Here is a 20,140-nt window from a genome sequence, read left to right as displayed (position 1 = left end):
TGTTGATCATGCTCGGAATGCTGGCTGTGTTCTATGCGATCGTGATCGCGATTTTGTATGTGACCCAACAGAAGACGGTGCCCACCTTCGACGAATATGCCGTCGGAGGGCGCAGGTACGGCCCTTGGTATGTGGGGATGAGTTACGTGAACTCCTGGTGGCCGGGTGCGACGTTCATCGCGTTTCTCGGACTGGCAACCGGTTCCGGAGTCTTCGGACTATACGGCTTGGCCTACTCGACTCTCGGCGTGGCGATGATGTACTTCATGGCGACGCGCGCATGGCGTTGGGGCAAGAAGTACGACCTGCGCTCGCAACCGGACCTACTTGGTCGGCGGTTCGACTCTCCCGCGGTCAAGGTGGTCGCCAGCCTCATCGGCATCGTCTCCCTGTTTCCCTGGGTCGTGCTCGGAATGCAGGCGCTCGGGACGGTTTTCGAGCTCGCCAGTGCCGGCGCCTGGTCGGTTACCACGTGCTTGCTCATCGGCCTTGCCGTGATCATCGTGCGGCAGTACTGGACCGTGCGGATGGGCATGCGGGGTCTGATCATGACCGACGCGTTCCAGGGCACCGTCGCCTACGTGTTCTCGGCGATCGTGTGCATGGTGCTGCTGTCGGGTATCGCCGGAGGTCCGATCAGCTTCGGCGCGCTGAACGATGTCGCCCACCAGTACCTGGTGCTTCCTGGCGACGGTGACCACTACGGACCTCTTTACATCTTCGCTCTCATCTTCACCGGAGTCGTCGGATCGCTTTGTTGGCCAACGAGTTTCCAGCGCATCTACACCGCATCCAGCGTTCGGTCGGTCAAGGCTGGCACGTTGTGCACGGTGCTGATATCAGGTGTCTTCTACACGCTGCTGATGTTGGTGGGCATCGCGGCCACCGCGATGCCAGCCGTCGTAGCCGCCCCGCAGGCCGGCTGGTTCACCGTCATGAGCGAATACGGCGGCACCTGGCTGCTTGGGCTGGGCATCACCATCGTGTTCGCCGCCTCCATGGGACACATCGACGGCAGCGTTCAAGTCTGCGGCCTCCAGATCGCCAACGACCTGGTGAACACCGAGAAGCGGCCCCTGTCGGACAAGCAGCTGACGTTGGTCGCCAAGACCTCGATGATGGCCTTCATGGCGCTGGCAGGCATCGTCGCCTACGCCACGTTCAACATGAGCCGTCTGCAGCTGCTCGCGCAGATCTCCTACCAGGGCGTGGTGCAGCTGGCGGTGCCACTGTTCCTCGGCATCTTCTGGCGGGGCGGCAACAAGCAGGGGGCGGTGGCGGGCATGGTTTCCGGTTTCGTCGTCGCGATGGTGCTCACCTGGATCTACCCCGACGACATCCGCGCGCTGGGAAGCCTGACCGGCGGTATCGTCGGGATCGTGGTGAACCTCGCGGTCTATCTGGGCGCCGCGATGCTCGTCAAGACCGATGACGTCGAGAAGGCAAGGGTGGCAGAGATGTTCGAGGCGGCGAAGATCACCGTGCGCAACGCCGCGCCGATCCCGGATGATTCACTCGAACAGCAACTACACGTGCTGGCCGAAGAGTCGCGGGAGAACGTCACCGGACCCGCAGCGTCCGCGGTGCGCACGGATGCGCTCGATGGCTGACCCGGTTCACCACCCGCTGAGCGAGGCCGCGTTCCTCGCCGATTTCGCTGAGCTGTCGGCGATCGGAGCGACAGCCGCGGGCGGGGTGGACCGCGAGGCGGCCACCGCGGCCGACGGTCGAGCCCGCGAATGGCTCCGCGACTGGTTCGCCAAGCGCGGGCTGCGATGCCGGGTCGATGCGGTCGGCAACATGTACGGCTGCGCCGAAGCCATCGTCGGGGCCCCCTACGTGCTCGTCGGCTCTCATCTGGACAGCCAACCCACCTCCGGGCGCTTCGACGGCGCCTACGGCGTGCTCGCAGGTGCCTACGCCGTCGCCGCGGCGGCCGCGCAGCCACCCGACGGCGCACGGCTGAACGTGGCCGCCGTCAACTGGTTCAACGAGGAGGGCTCGCGTTTCTCCCCGAGCCTGATGGGCAGCGCCGTCTACGTCGGCAAGATGGCCACCGGCGCGGCACTGGACACCGTCGGCAAGGACGGCGCGACGGTACGGGATACATTGCGCGACATCGGCTTCCATGGCACCGATGTACCGCCGGAGGCGGGTTGCTATGCGGAGATCCACATCGAGCAGGGCCGAACCCTGAGCGACGAAGCGCTCGACATCGGTGTGGTGACCGGCAACTGGGCCGCCTACAAGTACTCGATTACCGTGCAGGGTGAACAAGCCCACACCGGCGCCACCCACATGCGCTATCGGCGGGACGCCCTGGTGGCTGCCAGCCAGGTGGTGTTGTCGGTCCGGGCAGTCGCCGACGAGTTCGGCCTCGACACGGTGCTGGGTTCGGTCGGGGCGATGCGCATCGAACCCAACTCTCCGGTGGTGGTGCCTGCAAGGGTCGGGCTCGCCGCCGACCTGCGGGCGCTGGACGCCGACACCCTGCACGCCGCGCATCGGTCGTTGCTGCGACGAATCGCCGAGATCGCCGAGACAGCCGAGACGACCGTCACGGTCGAATCGGCGACTCTGCGACCGTCGGCGAGTTATCACGACTCCGGTATCGCGCTGGCGGGTGCGGTTGCCGACGATCTCGGGCTGAGTTGGCGTGAAATGCCAACCATGGCCGGGCACGATTCCGTGAGCCTGCGCGAGGTCGTCCCCACGGTGATGCTGTTCGTTCCCAGCGTGGACGGCATTTCCCACAACGAACGCGAATTCACCACCGATGAGCAGATGCTCGCCGGGCTGCGCATGCTGACCGCAACGACCCGTCGGATGGTGACCGGGGTGCTCGAGGAGACCAGGGTCGCGTGATCGACGAGGTACTCGACCGCGGTGCCGAGACGGTGCGCAAGGGATATCGCAGCGGCGCACTGACGCCGGTGGATGTCCTGGAGCGCACTCTGGAGCGGATCGGGCACCGGAATCCGGTCATCAACGCAATGGCCCATGTGGACACCGACGGCGCCTACGCCGCGGCGCGGGCGTCGGCGCTGCGGTGGGCGGCCGGCGCGCCAGCGGGGCCGATGGACGGTCTTCCGGTGACCATCAAGGACAGCGTGCACGCCGTCGGGATGCCCTGGCGCCATGGCTGCGCCGCCAACCGCCACCTGGCCGATTCGACCGTCGACGCGCCGCCTGCCGCTCGCTTGAAGGATGCAGGTGCGGTCATCATCGGCAAGACCACGATGCCGGACTTCGGCATGATGGCTGCGGGGGTCAGCTCCCTGTACGGCGTCACCCGCAACCCATGGGATCCCTCGCGCAACACCGGCGGCTCGAGTGCAGGCGCCGGTGCCGCGCTCGCCGCAGGCATCGGGTTCTCGGCCGTCGGGTCCGATATCGCAGGCTCGGTGCGCCTGCCAGCCGGGCACTGTGGCCTGGTCGCGTTGAAGCCCACTCAGGGGCGTATCCCGCACATCGCACCGTCCACCATGCGGTCGGCTGGGCCGATGGGGCGCACCGTCGACGATGTGATGGACATGTACGACGCGCTGCGTCGGCCCGACGCCCGTGACGTGTGGAGTCTTCCGCCGGAGGACACGGACCCGACGTGGGACGAGTTGTCGCCCAACGGACTCCGGATCGGCGTGTTGACCGACCTCGGTCACGGGGTCGGCGCCGAGGATGCGGTGCTGCTGACCGTGGCGGATGCGGCCGCGGCGCTGCGAGACGGTGGCGCGACCGTGTCGGCGATGCCGCCGGTATTCCGCGACGACCCCTACGGCGCGCTCGACCGGCTGTTCCAGGTGCGAGCACTGACCGAGCTGCAAGCCATCTCGGTCGACCGCCGCGCGCTCGTGCACCGGGCGATCCGCGAGTGGTGTGCGCCCGCGGCCGGCTACAGTGCCACCGACCTCACCCGCGACGGCGAGGCGGTGGCTCGATCGGCTGAGCGGATGCGGGCGGCCTGCGCCGAGTTCGACTACGTGATCGCGCCCATCATCCCTGTCGTCGGGTTCGGGGCCGAAGAGTGCGGGCTCGATCCGTCACAACCCTTGGTGCACTGCGGCTTTACCGCATGGTTCAACCAGACCACCCAGCCTGCGGCAGCACTGTGCTTCGGCATGCGCGGTGGCCTGCCGGTTGGGATACAGGTGGTCGGCCAGCGATTCGCCGACCGCGACGTGCTGCGGTTGACCAAGTGGCTGGAACGTCACAGGCCGTTCCCGATGGTCTGGCCCGAGTTCGTGAACGTCGCGCACGCCGGAGGTAGTTGAATGGCGACCGTCACCCAGCCTGCTGTGGCCGCGACGTTGCAGGCCCTCGGTCTCTTCGTGGACAGTCCGATCACCGCCGAGGCTACCTCGGCCATGGCCAGCCCGAGTTGGTGGGGCGCAGACTCTGAGTGCCTCGATGTTCGCAGTATCGACGAATTGCGGCCAGTGCAAACGGTGTTCGTTAAGTCGATGATCGACCACGCAGAGGCCTACGTCGACTTTGCGCACGCATTCGCCGCAGCCAACGAGGCCGGTGAACTCGGCGTGGGACCACGCGTGCATGCGGCGGATGCGGTGGCAGGTGTGCTGGTGTTGGAGAACTTCGTCGATACTTCCTTGACGGCAACGTTGAACGTCTTCGATGACGATGCCCGGTTGGAGGAGCTCATCCGGCTCCGCCAGCGGGTGCACACGTTCGCGTCGATAACCCGCGTTGCCACCGTCTTCGACGACATCCGCGCGCTGTCGGCACTGGCCACCACGAAGGCGGTGAACCTCCCAAAGGACTTCGATTGGATGGTTCGGCTACTCGACCTGGCCGAAAAGCGGATCGTCGCAACCGGGTTCGACCGGGTGCCGTGCCACGGTGACGGCAACGTGTCGAACGTGCTGCTACCGACGGACGGCCGCATGTTGCTCGTCGACTGGGACGTGGCTGCGGTGATGGACCCGTTGCAGGACCTAGGCGTCCTGCTGGCAGAGGTGCGCCCCTTCGACTCGCCCGCTCGTGAGGTCTTCGAAATGGCATGGGGCAACTTCGATCAGGCGTTGTTCGACCGGGTCAGGGTCTATGGCATCGCCGATTGCGTGCGCTGGGGGCTGATCGGCGCCTATGCCGATGCGGCGCGGCCTGGCACCCTCGAGTACTCGAAGTTCTCCGACTGGCAGTTCCTGCGGGCGCGCGGCGGGCTCGGCGACGCCCACTTCCACGATCGGTTGAGAAATCTATGACCGCGACCGAAGCCGCGCCAGGTGCTACCGGTGCCAGGGCGGTCGGGACGGCCCGCAATCAGGCCGAGCATCGCGTGGAGTCCGTGTTGGGGATGATCGCGCCGTGGCATGGCAAACGAGTCGAGTACGAGCCGGTACTCGGGGGGTTGCAGAACAGCAACTGGCGCATCACCGTTGCCGGTGCAGACATGCGCTACTTCCTGAAGATCCCCGGCGAGGGCAGCGACGCGTTCATCGACCGCAAGCTCGCAAACGAGGCCGCCCGCCGAGCGGGGGAGCGCGGCGTCGGCGCGCAGTTGGTGTACTTCGATCCCGAGAGCGGGATCGAGGTCATCGAGTTCCTCGAGGGCTATCGTGCCTGCACCAACGGTGATTTCAAGGATCCCACCATCGCCCGCGAGATCGTGGACATCTACCGGGTATTGCACGAGGGTGACCTGCTCAGCGGGACCAAGACGATGTTCGACATGATCGAGGAGCATCTGGCTCAGGTCGGCGAACTGGGGGTGCGGCTGCCCGACGACTCCGAGCTCATCCTCGGCGAGTATCGCGTGGCGAAATCGGCGATGCTCGCTTCCGGACTGGATCTCGTTGCCTGCCACAATGATCCGATGCCGGGCAACTTCCTGGTAGCCGACGGTCAGCCGATGAGAATGGTCGACTACGAGTTCGCGTCGAACAATGAACGCGCCTATGAGCTCGCGCTGTTGACCACCGAGATGTTCTACGACGAGGAACAGATCCTGGATCTGGTGGAGAACTTCTACGGCAGGCTGGACTTCACGCTGTTGTCGCGGGTGCAAGTGTGCGGCGCGTTGGCGGACGTCAAGTGGGGACTGTGGGCGTGCGTGAACCAGCAGCTCAACTCCACTTGGGATTTCGACTATCACAAGTACGGCTATTGGAAGCTGATGCGGGCCCGGATGAAGATGTCCGACCCGCGGTGGCCGTTCTGGCTCAAGTCGCTGTAGGTCTCGGCCCGGTGACGCGGGCTGTTTGGCCGCCGAACGCGACCGTGTCACCATGGTGCAGCTGGCGCCCTCGACGGGTCTCGACCTCGCCGTTGACGCTGACCTGCCCGTCGGCGATGGCCATCTTGGCATCCGAGCCAGTGTCGATCAGATTGGCGAGTTGCAGGAATTGCCCGAGGCGGATCGACGCATCGCGGATCGGCACGTCGAGGGCGGGTTGCGGCATGCGCGTCAGGCTATCTGCCTAACATCGGCAGTCGTGGACCGCTGGGTGCTGCACTTCGACATGGATGCGTTCTTCGCGTCCGTCGAGCAGTTGACTCGCCCCACCCTGCAGGGGCGCCCGGTGCTTGTCGGCGGGCTCGGTGGCCGCGGCGTCGTGGCAGGCGCGAGTTACGAGGCGCGGGTGTTCGGCGCACGGTCGGCCATGCCGATGCACCAGGCCCGCCGGATGGTCGGCGCAGCCGCGGTGGTGATGCCGCCGCGCGGCGTGGTGTACGGAGTCGCCAGCGGCCGGGTGCTGGCCACCGTGCGGTCGCTGGTGCCGATCCTCGAGCAGCTGTCGTTCGACGAGGCGTTCGGTGAGCCCGTCGAACTGTCCGGCGCATCCGCCGACGACGTCGAGCGGTTCTGCGAAGAGCTGCGGGCGAAGGTGCGCACCGACACGGGCCTTGTCGCCTCTGTCGGAGCCGGCTCGGGAAAGCAGATCGCCAAGATCGCATCGGGACTGGCCAAACCGGACGGGATCCGGGTGGTCCGGCGCGACGAGGAGCCGATCCTGCTCGCGGCGCTACCGGTGCGGAAGCTGTGGGGGATCGGGCCGGTCGCCGAGGAGAAGCTGCATCGCCTCGGCATCGAGACCGTCGGCTCGTTCGCCGCGCTGACCGATGCCGAGGTCGCCGACATCCTCGGCGGCACCGTCGGGCCCGCACTGCACCAGCTGGCCAAGGGCATCGACGCCCGCCCCGTCGCGGAGCGCGCCGGGGCCAAGCAGATCAGCGCCGAGTCGACGTTCGCAGAAGACCTGACGACGTTGGATCAACTGCGCGAGGCCACCGGTCCCATCGGGGAGCACGCACATCGCCGCCTCGAGAACGACGGCCGCGGCGCCCGCACCGTCACCGTCAAGCTCAAGAAGTCCGACATGAGCACGCTCACCAGGTCCGCGACGCTGCCGTACGCCACCACCGATGCCTCGACACTGATCGGCACCGCCCGCAGGCTGCTACTCGACCCGATGGAAATCGGGCCGGTGCGGCTTCTCGGCGTTGGGTTCTCGGGGCTCTCGGACGTCCGGCAGGAATCGCTGTTCCCCGATCTGGAACAGGCGCTCGAGGCGTCCGACCTGCCTGCCCCTTCCGCGGCGCAGGCGCCCAGCGTCGAGCAGCCGCCTGCGGCGTGGCGGGTCGGCGACGACGTCACCCACACCGTCCACGGGCACGGCTGGGTGCAGGGCGCAGGCCATGGCGTGATGACGGTGCGGTTCGAGACCCGCAGCAGCGGCCCTGGGCCTGCGCACACCATGCCCCACGACACGCCGGACGTGCGCAGGGCCAACCCCGTCGACAGCCTGGACTGGCCCGACTACGTCGAGGCCCTCACCGCGGAGACCTACCAGAGCTCCCCGTAGAGCGCCGAGATGGTGAACCCGTGCTGCCCGTAGGTCGTACAGGTCACCGTGCCCCTTTGCCTGATGCCGCAGCTGGCTCCCCAGTTCTCCAGCCGGAATCCCTCTGGCAGGACGTCGACGTCGCGGGTGAACGACGGTGCATCCGATTGCCGGTACTCGGCAGGCCCCCAACTGTTCACGACGGTCTGATTGCTGCCCGCCGGCGCATCGCTAGGCGCGGCGTCGCAGCCGAGGGGCCCGCCGTTCGGGAGGATCCCGCAGAAGCGACCGCCGGTGTCTTGAAGTACACGTGGTAGAAATCGCCAGCCGCAGGCGAGGTGTACCGCCCAACTGCGATCGGGAGGTCGTGGAGTTCTTCGGCGTCACGGGGCGGGTCGGTTGTGGGGTCGGCTTGCGCGACCGGTGCCGTCACCAACGCGAATCCCACCGCACCAGCGATGCATGCGAACCTCTTGCCCCACATCGAACTCAGCCCCATTTCTCGAAGACATCGCCGACGGATGCGCCCCCGGCGAGCGTCGCCATCAGCAGTACCCGGGCCTGCGACGGTCGCAGCCGAGGAACCACCACTGCCCCGGCGTCCACCAGTGCGCGGCCCGGCCCGTAGCTGGCCCTGACGTGCCCACCGGGTACCCGGGTCGACAGCGCCACCACCACGCCGTCGTGGCAGTGCCGTCGCACGCCATCGACCACCGCAGGGCCTGCGTTCCCCGCGCCGACGGCCTCGAGCACCACACCGCGCGCACCGGCCGCCACGAAGGCGTCCAGCGCCACCGCGTCGCTGCCCGCGTAGGCGGCGACGATGTCCACCCGCGGTGCCGCAACGGCCGACAGGGGGCCGAGGAACACCCGCTCGGCCGATGCGTCGGAGAGCTCGGTGCCCGTGAAACCGTGCAGGTCGCGGCTTGCGGACTTGTGCATGCCCAGCGGTTGAAGCACCCGCCCGCCGAAGCTGACCAGCACGCCCTTGCCCCGGACCGCGGGGTTCGCCGCCAGCGCCACCGCGTCGCGCAGGTTCCTCGGCCCGTCGGGATCAGGGGCGTCGGCGCTGCGCATCGCCCCGGTCAGCACCACGGGTTCGTCGCCGCCGTAGGTGAGCGCCAACCACAGCGCGGTCTCCTCCATCGTGTCGGTGCCGTGCGCGATCACCACACCGTCGGCGCCAGACTCGATCGCCGACGCGGTGGCCGAACCGATCGCGTCCCAGTCGGCAGGAGTCAACTCGGAACTGTCGACGGAGAGCAGGTCGACGACGTCGAGATCGTCGGTTTCGAGGCCCGCGATCAGGTCGCTTCCGGTGCGGGTGGGCCGTGCGACACCGTCGTCGCCCGTGCTGGTGGCGATGGTGCCGCCGGTGGTGATGATGACGACGCGGCTCATGCGGCGATTGTTCACCATCGCCACTTTGGAATGATGTGGGAGTGACTGATGAATCAACGGGCTCGGCCGAGCCAGTGACCGCCGACGGGGAAACCCCACCGCGGTCCTCGCGGCGTCGCCTGCGCCTGCTGCTTTCGGTCGCCGCCGTGGTGCTCGCATTGGACGTCGTGACCAAGGTGCTTGCGGTAAGGCTGCTCACCCCTGGACAGCCGGTGCCGATCATCGGCGACACCGTGACCTGGACGTTGGTGCGCAACTCGGGCGCGGCGTTCTCGATGGCCACCGGCTACACCTGGGTGCTCACGCTGGTCGCCACCGGGGTGGTGATCGGCATCGCCTGGATGGGACGACGGCTGGTCTCGCCGTGGTGGGCGCTGGGGCTGGGGATGATCCTCGGTGGTGCGCTCGGCAATCTGGTGGACCGGTTCTTCCGCTCCCCGGGCCCGCTGCGCGGCCACGTCGTCGACTTCTTCTCCGTCGGCTGGTGGCCGGTGTTCAACGTCGCCGACCCCGCCGTGGTGGGCGGGGCGATCCTGTTGGTCGGGTTGTCCCTGTTCGGCTACGACTTCGATACCGATGGGCGGCGCAAGCCGGACGGCGCATCAGACGAAGCCGGCCAGCCCCGGCCTGCCGACGAGCCAGAACCGTCCTGATGACCACTCGCTCGATGCCGGTCCCCGAGGGGCTGGCGGGCATGCGTGTCGACGCAGGCCTTTCCCGGCTGCTCGGCTTGTCCCGCACCGCGGTGGCCACGATGGCCGAGTCCGGTGGTGTCGAGCTGGATGGCGTACCCGTAGGCAAGTCCGACCGCCTGGCCGCTGGAGCGTGGCTCGAGGTCAAACTGCCAGAAGACCCTGCGCCACTGGAGAATCGGCCGGTCGACATCGAGGGCATGACGGTCCTGTACTCCGACGCCGACATCGTGGCGGTGGACAAACCCGCAGGTGTCGCCGCGCACGCGTCGGTCGGGTGGACGGGCCCCACCGTGCTCGGCGGGCTGGCCGCCGCCGGTTACCGCATCACCACGTCCGGCGTGCACGAACGCCAGGGCATCGTGCACCGACTCGACGTCGGAACGTCGGGCGTGATGGTGGTGGCGATCTCCGAACGCGCATACACGGTGCTCAAGCGGGCCTTCAAGCAGCGCACCGTCGACAAGCGCTATCACGCGCTCGTCCAGGGCCACCCCGATCCGTCCAGCGGAACCATCGACGCGCCGATCGGTCGGCACAAGGGCAACGACTGGAAGTTCGCCGTCACCGAGGGCGGGCGGCACAGCATCACGCACTACGACACGGTGGAGGCGCACCAGGCCGCCAGCCTGCTCGACGTCCATCTGGAAACCGGTCGCACACACCAGATCCGGGTGCACTTCTCGGCACTACACCATCCGTGCTGCGGCGACCTGACCTACGGCGCCGATCCGACGTTGGCGAAACGGCTTGGGCTGGAACGGCAATGGCTGCATGCGCGGTCGCTGGCGTTTGCCCATCCTGCCGACGGGCGGCGCGTCGAGATCACCAGTCCGTACCCGGCGGACCTGCAGCATGCGCTCGACCTGTTGCGCCACCACGAATCGTGAGTGGCGACCCAGAACCGCGCACCCGCCGGTCGGGCATGTTGTTCGGCGCAGGCGCCTTCGTCTCGTGGGGCCTGTTTCCGTTGTTCTTCCCGCTGCTGCTGCCCGCCGGATCGTTCGAGGTACTCGCCCACCGCATCGTGTGGAGCGCGGCGAGTCTGTTCCTCGTCCTCGTCGCGGCGCGCCGCCTCGGTGATTTGCGGCGGCTCGGCGTGCGCGCCTGGTTCCAGCTGCTGGCGGCGTCCGTGCTGATCTCGATCAACTGGGGCGTCTACATCTGGGCCGTGACGCACGGTCACGTCGTCGACGCCGCGCTTGGCTACTTCATCAACCCGCTCGTCACGGTGGCGCTCGGCGTGCTGGTGTTCCGCGAGCGCATCGGGCGATGGCAGCTGTTTGCGCTATTGCTCGCTGTGGTCGCGGTGGTGATCCTCATCGTGGAGGTCGGGGCGCCGCCGTACGTCGCGGTCGGGCTTGCCGCGTCGTTTGCGCTGTACGGCCTGGTGAAGAAGGTGGTGGTGGCCGATCCCAGGGTGAGCGTTGCCGTCGAGACCTTCCTGGCGCTGCCGCTGGCGGGCGGATACCTGATCGTGCTCGCCGTGCTTGGCCAGGGGCACTTCCTGCACTACGGGACTGGGCACGCCCTGCTCGTGATGTTGGCAGGCCCCGTCACGGCGATACCGTTGCTGTTCTTCGCCGCCGCCGCGCAGCGGCTCCCGCTGATCACCACGGGCCTGCTGTTCTACCTCAACCCCGCCATGCAGATGGCCTTGGGAGTCCTGATCGGTCACGAGCCGATGCCCGTTGGCCGGTGGATCGGCTTCGCCCTCATCTGGGTGGCGCTGGTGGTGATGACGATCGACGCGTTGCGCAAGAAACCCGCGGATCCAGTTTCCTGCGATGTCGATCTGCCCGCACCTGAATCGTCATCACGATGAAAGCATCACTCGCGACGACAAGGACGACATCATGCGTTACTGCCTGCTCATGCATTACCAGGAAGGTTCCTCGATCGGTCTGACCGAGGAGGACATGGCGCCTGCGATGGCGGCGTTCGCGGCGTATGCCGACGACTTGTCGGCGGCCGGAGTCCTGATCACCACCGAGGTGCTCGACACCGTCGATGCCACCACGACGGTGACGGCGCGCAACGGCGCACCCGAGATCCAGGACGGTCCGTTTGCCGACACCAAGGAGAAGCTCGGCGGCATCTTCGTCATCGACGTGCCCAACCTCGACGACGCGCTGAAGTGGGCTCAGCGCAACCCGGCCAACGGCTGGGGATCGGTCGAGATCCGGCCGGTGGCAAGGACGTACGCCCCCGGACGCGGGTGGTACAACCCCTGAACGCTCAGCGATCGCGGGCGGCCTCGGCACTCGCCGGGGTCGTTCGCGAGTCGTACGGCCGGCTGTTGGCGCTGCTCGCCGCGCCAGGCCGCGACATCGCGGCCGCGGAGGACGCGTTGGCCGATGCCGTCGAGCGGGCGTTGACGCGCTGGCCCGACGACGGCGTCGCCGACAACCCGGAGGCCTGGCTGCTGGTCGTCGCGCGCAACCGGCTCCGCGACGTGTGGAAGTCGGCGGCCAGGCAGACCAGTCGGCCACTCGACGAAATAGATTGGGACAAGGACGAATTCGGCACATTCGACGAACCCATCGGGTCCGACATCCCCGACCGCAGGCTCGAGCTGATGCTGGTCTGCGCCCATCCGGCCATCGGGGCATCGGTCCGTACGCCGCTGATGCTGCAGGTGGTGCTCGGCGTGGATGCCGCGGCCATCGCTGCCGCCTTCGCGGTGGAGCCCGCGGCCATGGCGCAGCGCCTGGTGCGCGCGAAGAGGCGCATCCGGGACACCGGCATCCCCTTCGAGATGCCCGATCGCGAACAGCTCGCCGAGCGCCTGCCCGCGGTACTGGAAGCCGTGTACGGGGCGTACGCCATCGACTGGCAGTTGGTGCCGCAGGGCTCAGCGTCCACTGTCGCCGCCGGGGCGGCTCCGGCCATCGAATCGCTGTCAGCCGAGGCCGTCCACCTCGCCCTCGTGCTCGCCGACCTCCTGCCCGACGAGCCGGAGGTGCTAGGCCTCGCGGCGCTCACGTGCCTGTCGGAAGCCCGCAGGCCGGCCAGGCGTGCGGAGGACGGATGCTTCGTGCCGCTCGAGGACCAGGACGTCACCCGGTGGGACGCCGCCATGATCTCCCGCGGAGAGGCGCTGCTGGCGCGGGCGTACGCGCAGCACCGCCCCGGCCGATTCCAGTACGAAGCCGCCATCCAGTCCGCGCACTGCAGTCGCGTCACCCGCGGGCCGGTGGACGCCGAGACGCTGCGCACCCTGCACCGCGCGCTGGTGCGGACGGCGCCGTCCCTTGGCGCCGAGGTCGCCCTTGCCGCGCTGGACGGCGAGATCGACGGGCCTGCTGCGGGATTGCAAGCCTTGGACGCACTGACCGATTCGGCCATCGAACGGTTCCAGCCCGCGTGGGCGGTGCGGGCACACCTGCTGGCCAGGGCGGGACGCGTCGACGAGGCCGCGCGTGGCTATCGTCGCGCGATCGAGGCGACGTCGGACCCCGGCGTCGCCGAATACCTCGCACGATGTTTGCGACAGGTCTCGGGTTGACCCGCCCATAGCTATGTCATACGGTTTGCCAGGCGAGCACCATTCGGCTCGCTGGTGAGGTCGGGGACATGCCGCAACTCGATGCGAAGTCGCTACCGGTTGCCCGGCGGCGCCGTGGCCGCCCGACGGGCTCCGACTCGGCCGAGACCCGCAATCGCATCCTGAGGGCAGCACGTCAGGTGATCAGCGAACGCGGCTACCACGCGGCCACCTTCCAGGCGATCGCCGCCGCCGCCGACCTGAGCCGGCCCACCCTGCACTACTACTTCGATTCGCGCGAGCAGATCTACGCGATGCTGGTCGACCAGGCGGGTGATGCGATGGCCGAATGCATTGATGCAGCGAGGCGCAAGAACACGCTGATCGACCAGCTGACGACGCTGGTCTCGGGAATCCTCGAGGTCGATCGCCTTGACCGTTCCCGGCTCGCGTTCCTGGTCAGCGCGCGACTGGAGTCCACCCGCAACCCCATATTGCAGGTCGGCGCGAACGGCGCTCTGCTGAGCTTCCTCGAGTCACTGCTCGCAGACGCGAAGTCCCGGGGTGAGCTGGAGGCCGACACGTTGGTGACGCCGATCGCCGACATGCTGCATGCCGTGCTGTGGGGGGTCGGCCTGCACGCCGGTTTCATCCACACTCAGGCCGGACTTGGATCGATAACCAAGCAACTGTCCCGGTTGCTTTCGCACGGATTGCTGAACGGTACGAGCGAGCCGACGAATCGCAGCGACACGTTCCGCGACACGCCGAGCGCTGTCTGAGGGCCGCCATAGACTGACCCTCCTATGGCTGAGTCGTCTCCTCTTCGTGCAAGCGCTCCAGCGTCATCAGCTCCTCGCGCAGGCGCTCATCGCGGGTCGTTCGTGCACCTCCACAATCACACCGAATACTCCATGCTGGACGGGGCCGCGAAGGTCAAGCCGATGCTGGCCGAGGCTCAACGCCTTGAGATGCCCGCCATCGGGATGACCGACCACGGCAACATGTTCGGTGCCAGCGAGTTCTACAACGCGGCAACCGATGTGGGCATCAAACCGATCATCGGCGTCGAGGCCTACATCGCGCCTGCATCGCGGTTCGACACCAAGCGCGTCCTGTGGGGTGATCCCAGCCAGAAGTCCGACGACATCTCGGGTAGCGGGTCCTACACCCACCTGACCATGGTCGCCGAGAACGCGACCGGCCTGCGCAACCTGTTCAAGCTGTCGTCGCGGGCATCGTTCGAGGGCCAACTGGGCAAGTGGTCGCGGATGGACGCCGAGATCATCGCCGAACACCACGAGGGCATCATCGCCACCACGGGTTGCCCGTCGGGTGAGGTGCAGACCCGGCTGCGGCTCGGCCACGACCGCGAGGCGCTGGAGTCGGCGGCCACGTGGCGCGAGATCTTCGGGGCCGAGAACTACTTCCTGGAGCTGATGGACCACGGATTGTCCATCGAGCGCCGGGTGCGCGAGGGCCTTTTGGAGGTCGGCCGCAAGCTCGGCATCCCGGCGCTGGCGACCAACGACTGCCACTACGTGACGCGCGAGGCCTCCCACAACCACGAGGCACTGCTCTGCATACAGACCGGCAAGACGCTGTCGGACCCGAACCGGTTCAAGTTCGACGGCGACGGTTACTACCTGAAGTCGGCCACCGAGATGCGCGCGCTGTGGGACGCCGAGGTCCCAGAAGCGTGCGACTCGACGCTGCTGATCGCCGAGCGGGTGCAGTCCTACGCCGACGTCTGGGCGCCCAAGGACCGGATGCCGGTCTTCCCGGTGCCCGACGGCCACGATCAGGCGTGCTGGCTGCGCCACGAGGTCGCCGCCGGGCTAGCGCGCCGTTTCCCGTCAGGGGTGCCCCAGGAGTACGTGGATCGCGCCGAGTACGAGAGCACGGTCATCTGCGACAAGGGGTACCCGTCCTACTTCCTGATCGTCGCCGACCTGATCGAGTACGCGAGGTCGGTCGACATCAGGGTGGGGCCAGGCCGCGGGTCGGCGGCGGGGTCGCTGGTCGCGTACGCCATGGGCATCACGAACATCGACCCCATCAAGTACGGGCTGCTGTTCGAGCGGTTCCTCAACCCGGAACGCGCGTCGATGCCCGATATCGACATCGACTTCGACGACCGTCGTCGCGGCGAGATGCTGCGCTACGCGGCGAACAAGTGGGGCAGCGACCGGGTCGCGCAGGTCATCACCTTCGGCACCATCAAGACGAAGGCGGCACTGAAGGATTCGGCCCGCGTGCACTACGGGCAACCCGGTTTCGCCATCGCCGACCGCATCACGAAGGCGCTTCCGCCGCCGATCATGGCCAAGGACATCTCGGTGGCGGGTATCACCGATCCCAACCACGAGCGGTACAAGGAGGCCGCCGAGGTCCGCGCCCTGATCGACACCGATCCCGACGTGCGCACCATCTACGAGACCGCCCGCGGCCTGGAGGGTCTGGTCCGCAACGCAGGCGTGCACGCCTGCGCGGTGATCATGAGCTCCGAACCGCTCATCGAGTCGATTCCGCTGTGGAAGCGGCCGCAGGACGGTGCCGTCATCACCGGCTGGGATTATCCATCGTGTGAGGCCATCGGCCTGCTCAAGATGGACTTCCTCGGCCTGCGGAACCTGACGATCATCGGCGACGCCATCGAGAACATCAAGGCGAACCGGGGCATCGACCTCGACCTCGACGCGGTGCCGCTCGACGATCCCGCGACCTACGAACTGCTCGGCCGCGGTGACACGCTCGGCGTGTTCCAGCTGGACGGCGGGCCGATGCGCGATCTGCTGCGCCGCATGCAGCCGACCGAGTTCGAGGACGTCGTCGCCGTCATTGCGCTGTACCGGCCAGGTCCGATGGGCGTGAACGCCCACAACGACTACGCCGACCGCAAGAACAACCGGCAGGCGATCAAGCCCATCCACCCCGAGCTGGCCGAACCCCTCGAAGAGATCCTGGCCGAGACCCACGGTCTGATCGTCTATCAGGAACAGATCATGCGCATCGCGCAGAAGGTGGCGAGCTACTCACTGGCCCGAGCAGACATTCTGCGCAAGGCCATGGGCAAGAAGAAGCGTGAAGTGCTCGACAAGGAGTACGAGGGCTTCTCCGACGGGATGAAGGCCAACGGCTTCTCCGCCCCTGCCATCAAGGCGTTGTGGGACACCGTTCTTCCGTTCGCGGACTACGCGTTCAACAAGTCGCACGCCGCGGGCTACGGGCTGGTGTCGTACTGGACGGCCTATCTCAAGGCCAACTACCCGGGCGAGTACATGGCGGGCCTGCTCACCTCCGTCGGTGACGACAAGGACAAGGCGGCGGTGTACCTGGCGGACTGCCGCAGGCTGGGCATCACCGTGCTGCCGCCGGACGTCAACGAATCGGTGCTGAACTTCGCGACGGTTGGCGTCGACATCCGATTCGGGTTGGGGGCGGTGCGCAACGTCGGCACGAATGTCGTTGCCTCGCTGATCAGTACGCGCACCGACAAGGGCAAGTACACCGACTTCTCCGACTACCTGAACAAGGTCCACATCACCGCGTGCAACAAGAAGGTGACGGAGTCGCTGATCAAGGCGGGCGCATTCGACTCGCTTGGGCACCCCCGCAAGGGTCTCTTCCTGATCCACACCGACGCCGTCGACTCGGTTCTTGGCACCAAGAAGGCCGAGGCGATGGGTCAGTTCGACCTGTTCGGCGGCGCCGATACCGCTGCGGACGCGGTGTTCACCATCAAGGTGCCCGACGAGGAGTGGGAGGACAAGCACAAGCTCGCACTCGAGCGGGAGATGCTGGGCCTCTACGTGTCCGGGCATCCGCTCAACGGTGTCGCGCATCTGTTGAACGCCCAGGTGGACACCCAGATCCCCGGCATTCTCAACGGCGACGTGGCCAACGACACGCAGGTCCGGGTCGGCGGCATCCTCGCCTCCGTGAACCGGCGGGTGAACAAGAACGGGATGCCCTGGGCCTCAGCGCAATTGGAAGACCTCACCGGTGGCATCGAGGTGATGTTCTTCCCGCACACGTACACCACGTTCGGCGCGGACATCGCCGACGACGCCGTGGTGCTGGTGGCAGGCAAGGTGAACATCCGCGACGACCGGGTCTCCCTGATCGCCAACGAGCTCGTCGTGCCGGACTTCTCGAGCGCCCAGGTGGACCGGCCGCTCGCGGTCAGCCTGCCGACGCGCCAGTGCACCGTCGACAAGGTCAGCGCGCTCAAGGCCGTGCTGGCCAACCATCCCGGCACGTCGAAGGTGCATCTGCGGCTGATCAGCGGCGATCGGATCACCACGCTGGAACTGGATCAGGCGCTGCGCGTGACGACGTCCTCGGCGTTGATGGGGGACCTGAAGGCACTTCTCGGTCCCGGTTGCCTGGGTTAGAAAGCGGGCACTGACCGGATTAGACGTCGTCGCCTGGGACCCTGAGGCCGAATCGACGGTTGGCCAGGCTGGGGTTCTTGGCCCGGACCTCGTCCAGCCGCGCGTGGTCGATCCAGGCGGTCACGAAGCCTGGTGCCTCGCCGGCCCCTGCGACGATCTGCCCCATGGGATCGATGATCGCGCTGTGCCCGACACTGACAGGGCCGGTCTGCCCGCACGCCAGAACGTAGACCGTGTTCTCGATGGCGCGTGCGCGGAGCAGGGTCGTCCAGTGATCCTCCTTGGCCGGGCCTGCCACCCACGCGGCAGGCACGATCAGTACTTCGGCTCCGGCATCCACCAGAAAGCGCGCCATCTCAGGGAAACGCAGGTCGTAACAGGTCATCACACCGAAGCGCAGGCCGTCCCGGTCGAAGACGAGGGGCCGCGGTGCGTGCGGGACGATGCGGTCGGATTCGCGGTAGCCGAAGGCGTCGTAGAGGTGCACCTTGCGGTAGACGCCGATCGTGCGCCCTTGCTCGTCGACGGCGAGCACGGCGTTCGTGCACCGGTCGTCGCCACTGGGCCCCTCGGTCATGCCGGCGATGACCGCCACGCCAGCGTTCTTCGCGGCCTGAGCGATCGACTGGGCGAACGGCCCGTCCACCGGCTCGGCGGCGGGCCGGACGTCGCCGGTCGGATCCGGGTCGGAGTACATGGCGTTCTCGGGAAGCACGACGAGGGAAGTTCCCCGCTCGGCCGCGTCGGCGATCAAGCGCGTGGCCGTGGCGAGATTCTGTGCCTTGTCCTTCGTGGCGGCGAATTGGGCGACGGTGACATACATGGGAATTGGCTCCGTTCGGATTCTTGGCGGTTCAGGGTTTCGTGCTGACGAGCGCGCTCTCGGCCATCGCCCGGGTTTCTGTCAGTGCGGCGCCGAAGCCCGCCACCAGGGCGGTGTGGTCGGCGATCAGCACCACTGGGTCCGCACCGTGGACGAGTGCGAATTCCTTCTCGGCCTGCGCCCAGGCCGGCAGCACCCACGGCTTTCCTGCGCGGCGCGCGGCGTCGGCCACGGTCCGCAGGTCGGCGAAGTCGGCGTCGGTCCTGGAATAGGCGCCACGTGCCCTGCGCAGCGACAGATCGCTTGGGCCGACGAACACGCCGTCGACCGTGTCCAGCGCCAGGATTGCGTCGATCTCATCCAGGGCGCCAGCATCCTCGATCATTGGGTAGACCTGGGTTTTGGCGTCCTGTGCAGTCACCCAGGCGTCGTCGAAACCGCCGTAGCGCGCGGTCCACCCACCGGCAAAGCTGCGATCGCCGCGGGGCGGGAACTTGCCGTATGCACAAACGGCGACGGCATGAGCGAGGTTCTCCACGTGCGGGACGACGACCACGTCGGCGCCGAAGTCGAGCGCCTGTTGGATCGGGCCGCGCTCGGGTGCAAGGACTTTCGCGAGCACCCGCAAACCGATGGCCCGCAGGAACGGTACGAACCGCTCGAGGTCGGCGAGATCGAACGATCCGTGTTCGATGTCGAGTACCACTGCTCCGTATCCGAGATCGCGGACGATTTCTGCGGCCGCGGTGTTCGGTCCGGACAGCCACGCTGCCCAGCGGTGGGACGGGTCGTGCTGTTTCATGGCCACCTTGTCGTATACTTCGTGTATTCAAATATTGGGAGGCCAGGATGACGTCCAACGATCTGCAGGCCTCGGCCCGCGACCGTGCCTACGAGTGGACCCGCGACGCCATTCTGCGCGGTCACTTCCCCGAGGGTTCGTTCCTTGAGGAAAAGGCAGTGGTTGACCAGACCGGGGTGTCGAGGACTCCGGTGCGCGAGGCTCTGCACCGGCTGGCCGCCGAGCGGTTCGTGGAGCTGCTGCCCCGTCGAGGCGCCCAGGTGCACCGGACGACGGCCGCCGAACTGTTCGAGACCTACGAGATGCGGATTGTCTTGGAGGGACACGCGTTCCGGGTGCTGTGCGAGCAGACCCTCCCGATCCCCGACATGTCCGCACATCTGGAGCGGATGGAAGAACCCGAACGGCTTGCCCAGATCATGGCTGGCGACAGGGCCGTCATCGCCGAACATGCGTTGGAGGACTACGAGTTTCACTTCTCGTTCGTCCGAGCGACCGGAAACTCGGTGCTGATCGATCTGTACTCCAGCCTGCGTTCGCGCTACCAGCGGATCGGGGTCAATGCGGTCGCGCTTCGACCGTCGCGGATGTCGGTGATCGTTCCTCAGCACCGGGCGATCTTCGAAGCCCTGCTGCGGTACGACTCTCAGGGGGCGATCGATACGTTGCGCGAGCATCTGCGACCCGATGCCGCCGTTGTCTCGGGTCTGAATTGATCGCACCAGCCGGGCCGTCC

19 protein-coding genes are annotated in these 20,140 nt (G+C 67.2%); 14 read left to right on the top strand and 5 right to left on the bottom strand.

The genetic code is table 11. The features are described 5' to 3' along the window. Positions 1-8 precede the first annotated feature (8 nt). From HNP02_RS00895 to HNP02_RS00875, 5 genes are read left to right on the top strand one after another with little or no spacing between them, the layout of a single operon-like run. Complete coding sequence (locus HNP02_RS00895) at positions 9-1,610, top strand: sodium:solute symporter (protein ID WP_255506139.1); 1,602 nt, start codon at positions 9-11, stop codon at positions 1,608-1,610. Further along, complete coding sequence (locus HNP02_RS00890; protein WP_184433189.1) at positions 1,603-2,865, top strand: M20 family metallo-hydrolase; 1,263 nt, start codon at positions 1,603-1,605, stop codon at positions 2,863-2,865. Before HNP02_RS00895 ends, HNP02_RS00890 begins: the two co-directional genes overlap by 8 nt. Beyond that, positions 2,862-4,271, top strand: coding sequence for an amidase (locus HNP02_RS00885; RefSeq protein WP_184433186.1), 1,410 nt, complete (start codon positions 2,862-2,864; stop codon positions 4,269-4,271). Before HNP02_RS00890 ends, HNP02_RS00885 begins: the two co-directional genes overlap by 4 nt. Continuing rightward, complete coding sequence (locus HNP02_RS00880) at positions 4,272-5,222, top strand: phosphotransferase (protein ID WP_184433183.1); 951 nt, start codon at positions 4,272-4,274, stop codon at positions 5,220-5,222. After that, positions 5,219-6,193: a choline/ethanolamine kinase family protein gene (locus HNP02_RS00875; protein WP_184433180.1), complete on the top strand. Its 975-nt coding sequence runs from the start codon at positions 5,219-5,221 to the stop codon at positions 6,191-6,193. Before HNP02_RS00880 ends, HNP02_RS00875 begins: the two co-directional genes overlap by 4 nt. Here the strand turns inward: HNP02_RS00875 and HNP02_RS00870 are convergent. Next, entirely contained in the window at positions 6,180-6,419 is a 240-nt protein-coding gene (locus tag HNP02_RS00870; protein WP_184433177.1) for an RNA-binding S4 domain-containing protein, read from the bottom strand. The genes HNP02_RS00875 and HNP02_RS00870 overlap by 14 nt on opposite strands. Positions 6,420-6,464: 45 nt before the next feature. On the opposite strand from HNP02_RS00870, the gene HNP02_RS00865 reads away from it, so the two are divergent. Continuing rightward, positions 6,465-7,823: a DNA polymerase IV gene (locus HNP02_RS00865; RefSeq protein WP_375373629.1), complete on the top strand. Its 1,359-nt coding sequence runs from the start codon at positions 6,465-6,467 to the stop codon at positions 7,821-7,823. Here the strand turns inward: HNP02_RS00865 and HNP02_RS43610 are convergent. After that, on the bottom strand, positions 7,805-8,002 hold the full coding sequence (locus HNP02_RS43610) for a hypothetical protein (protein ID WP_309241349.1): 198 nt from the start codon (positions 8,000-8,002) through the stop codon (positions 7,805-7,807). The two genes, HNP02_RS00865 and HNP02_RS43610, sit on opposite strands and share 19 nt — an antisense overlap. Before the next feature lie 289 nt (positions 8,003-8,291). After that, positions 8,292-9,203, bottom strand: a complete 912-nt coding sequence (locus HNP02_RS00855) for an asparaginase (RefSeq protein WP_184433171.1) — start codon at positions 9,201-9,203, stop codon at positions 8,292-8,294. A 41-nt stretch (positions 9,204-9,244) separates the two neighbouring features. Between HNP02_RS00855 and lspA the strand changes: the two genes are divergently transcribed. The 7 genes from lspA (at position 9,245) to dnaE (ending at position 17,779) form a co-directional block, all read left to right on the top strand. Then, positions 9,245-9,856 carry a signal peptidase II gene (gene lspA / locus HNP02_RS00850; protein ID WP_184433168.1) on the top strand — a complete coding sequence of 204 codons (612 nt, stop codon included), beginning with the start codon at positions 9,245-9,247 and terminating at the stop codon, positions 9,854-9,856. Next, the gene (locus HNP02_RS00845) at positions 9,856-10,785 is read left to right on the top strand and encodes an RluA family pseudouridine synthase (RefSeq protein WP_184433165.1); all 930 of its coding nucleotides are present in this window, start codon (positions 9,856-9,858) and stop codon (positions 10,783-10,785) included. The genes lspA and HNP02_RS00845 overlap by 1 nt, the downstream gene beginning before the upstream one ends. A gap of 35 nt (positions 10,786-10,820) precedes the next feature. Continuing rightward, positions 10,821-11,720 carry an EamA family transporter RarD gene (gene rarD, locus HNP02_RS00840; protein ID WP_184434864.1) on the top strand — a complete coding sequence of 300 codons (900 nt, stop codon included), beginning with the start codon at positions 10,821-10,823 and terminating at the stop codon, positions 11,718-11,720. A gap of 31 nt (positions 11,721-11,751) precedes the next feature. Next, positions 11,752-12,129 (top strand): YciI family protein, encoded by a 378-nt coding sequence (locus HNP02_RS00835; protein ID WP_184433163.1) that lies wholly within the window; start codon positions 11,752-11,754, stop codon positions 12,127-12,129. Continuing rightward, on the top strand, positions 12,114-13,403 hold the full coding sequence (locus HNP02_RS00830; protein ID WP_309241348.1) for a DUF6596 domain-containing protein: 1,290 nt from the start codon (positions 12,114-12,116) through the stop codon (positions 13,401-13,403). The genes HNP02_RS00835 and HNP02_RS00830 overlap by 16 nt, the downstream gene beginning before the upstream one ends. Before the next feature lie 68 nt (positions 13,404-13,471). Then, positions 13,472-14,164, top strand: a complete 693-nt coding sequence (locus HNP02_RS00825) for a TetR/AcrR family transcriptional regulator (RefSeq protein ID WP_184433160.1) — start codon at positions 13,472-13,474, stop codon at positions 14,162-14,164. A 24-nt stretch (positions 14,165-14,188) separates the two neighbouring features. After that, on the top strand, positions 14,189-17,779 hold the full coding sequence (gene dnaE / locus HNP02_RS00820) for a DNA polymerase III subunit alpha (protein WP_184433157.1): 3,591 nt from the start codon (positions 14,189-14,191) through the stop codon (positions 17,777-17,779). A 19-nt stretch (positions 17,780-17,798) separates the two neighbouring features. Here the strand turns inward: dnaE and HNP02_RS00815 are convergent, their stop codons facing one another. Continuing rightward, positions 17,799-18,602 (bottom strand): carbon-nitrogen hydrolase family protein, encoded by an 804-nt coding sequence (locus tag HNP02_RS00815; RefSeq protein WP_184433154.1) that lies wholly within the window; start codon positions 18,600-18,602, stop codon positions 17,799-17,801. Positions 18,603-18,633: 31 nt separating this feature from the next. Further along, on the bottom strand, positions 18,634-19,404 hold the full coding sequence (locus tag HNP02_RS00810; protein ID WP_184433152.1) for an HpcH/HpaI aldolase/citrate lyase family protein: 771 nt from the start codon (positions 19,402-19,404) through the stop codon (positions 18,634-18,636). 47 nt (positions 19,405-19,451) lie between these two features. On the opposite strand from HNP02_RS00810, the gene HNP02_RS00805 reads away from it, so the two are divergent. Beyond that, positions 19,452-20,120: a GntR family transcriptional regulator gene (locus HNP02_RS00805; protein ID WP_184433149.1), complete on the top strand. Its 669-nt coding sequence runs from the start codon at positions 19,452-19,454 to the stop codon at positions 20,118-20,120. Positions 20,121-20,140: the final 20 nt, after the last annotated feature.

Origin of the sequence: Mycobacterium sp. AZCC_0083, assembly GCF_014202335.1 — a bacterium.
Taxonomy (GTDB): domain Bacteria; phylum Actinomycetota; class Actinomycetes; order Mycobacteriales; family Mycobacteriaceae; genus Mycobacterium.
This window is presented reverse-complemented; position numbering and strand designations above follow the sequence as displayed.

Bases quoted from the DNA above. Each gene is read 5' to 3' on its own strand.
- HNP02_RS00875 (WP_184433180.1), top strand. From the start codon at position 5,219: ATGACCGCGACCGAAGCCGCGCCAGGTGCTACCGGTGCCAGGGCGGTC.
- dnaE (WP_184433157.1), top strand. From the start codon at position 14,189: ATGGCTGAGTCGTCTCCTCTTCGTGCAAGCGCTCCAGCGTCATCAGCT.
- HNP02_RS00880 (WP_184433183.1), top strand. From the start codon at position 4,272: ATGGCGACCGTCACCCAGCCTGCTGTGGCCGCGACGTTGCAGGCCCTC.
- HNP02_RS00815 (WP_184433154.1), bottom strand. From the start codon at position 18,602: ATGTATGTCACCGTCGCCCAATTCGCCGCCACGAAGGACAAGGCACAG.
- HNP02_RS00835 (WP_184433163.1), top strand. From the start codon at position 11,752: ATGCGTTACTGCCTGCTCATGCATTACCAGGAAGGTTCCTCGATCGGT.
- HNP02_RS00810 (WP_184433152.1), bottom strand. From the start codon at position 19,404: ATGAAACAGCACGACCCGTCCCACCGCTGGGCAGCGTGGCTGTCCGGA.
- HNP02_RS00855 (WP_184433171.1), bottom strand. From the start codon at position 9,203: ATGAGCCGCGTCGTCATCATCACCACCGGCGGCACCATCGCCACCAGC.
- HNP02_RS00805 (WP_184433149.1), top strand. From the start codon at position 19,452: ATGACGTCCAACGATCTGCAGGCCTCGGCCCGCGACCGTGCCTACGAG.
- HNP02_RS00895 (WP_255506139.1), top strand. From the start codon at position 9: ATGCTCGGAATGCTGGCTGTGTTCTATGCGATCGTGATCGCGATTTTG.
- HNP02_RS00870 (WP_184433177.1), bottom strand. From the start codon at position 6,419: ATGCCGCAACCCGCCCTCGACGTGCCGATCCGCGATGCGTCGATCCGC.
- rarD (WP_184434864.1), top strand. From the start codon at position 10,821: ATGTTGTTCGGCGCAGGCGCCTTCGTCTCGTGGGGCCTGTTTCCGTTG.
- HNP02_RS00845 (WP_184433165.1), top strand. From the start codon at position 9,856: ATGACCACTCGCTCGATGCCGGTCCCCGAGGGGCTGGCGGGCATGCGT.
- HNP02_RS00825 (WP_184433160.1), top strand. From the start codon at position 13,472: ATGCCGCAACTCGATGCGAAGTCGCTACCGGTTGCCCGGCGGCGCCGT.
- HNP02_RS00890 (WP_184433189.1), top strand. From the start codon at position 1,603: ATGGCTGACCCGGTTCACCACCCGCTGAGCGAGGCCGCGTTCCTCGCC.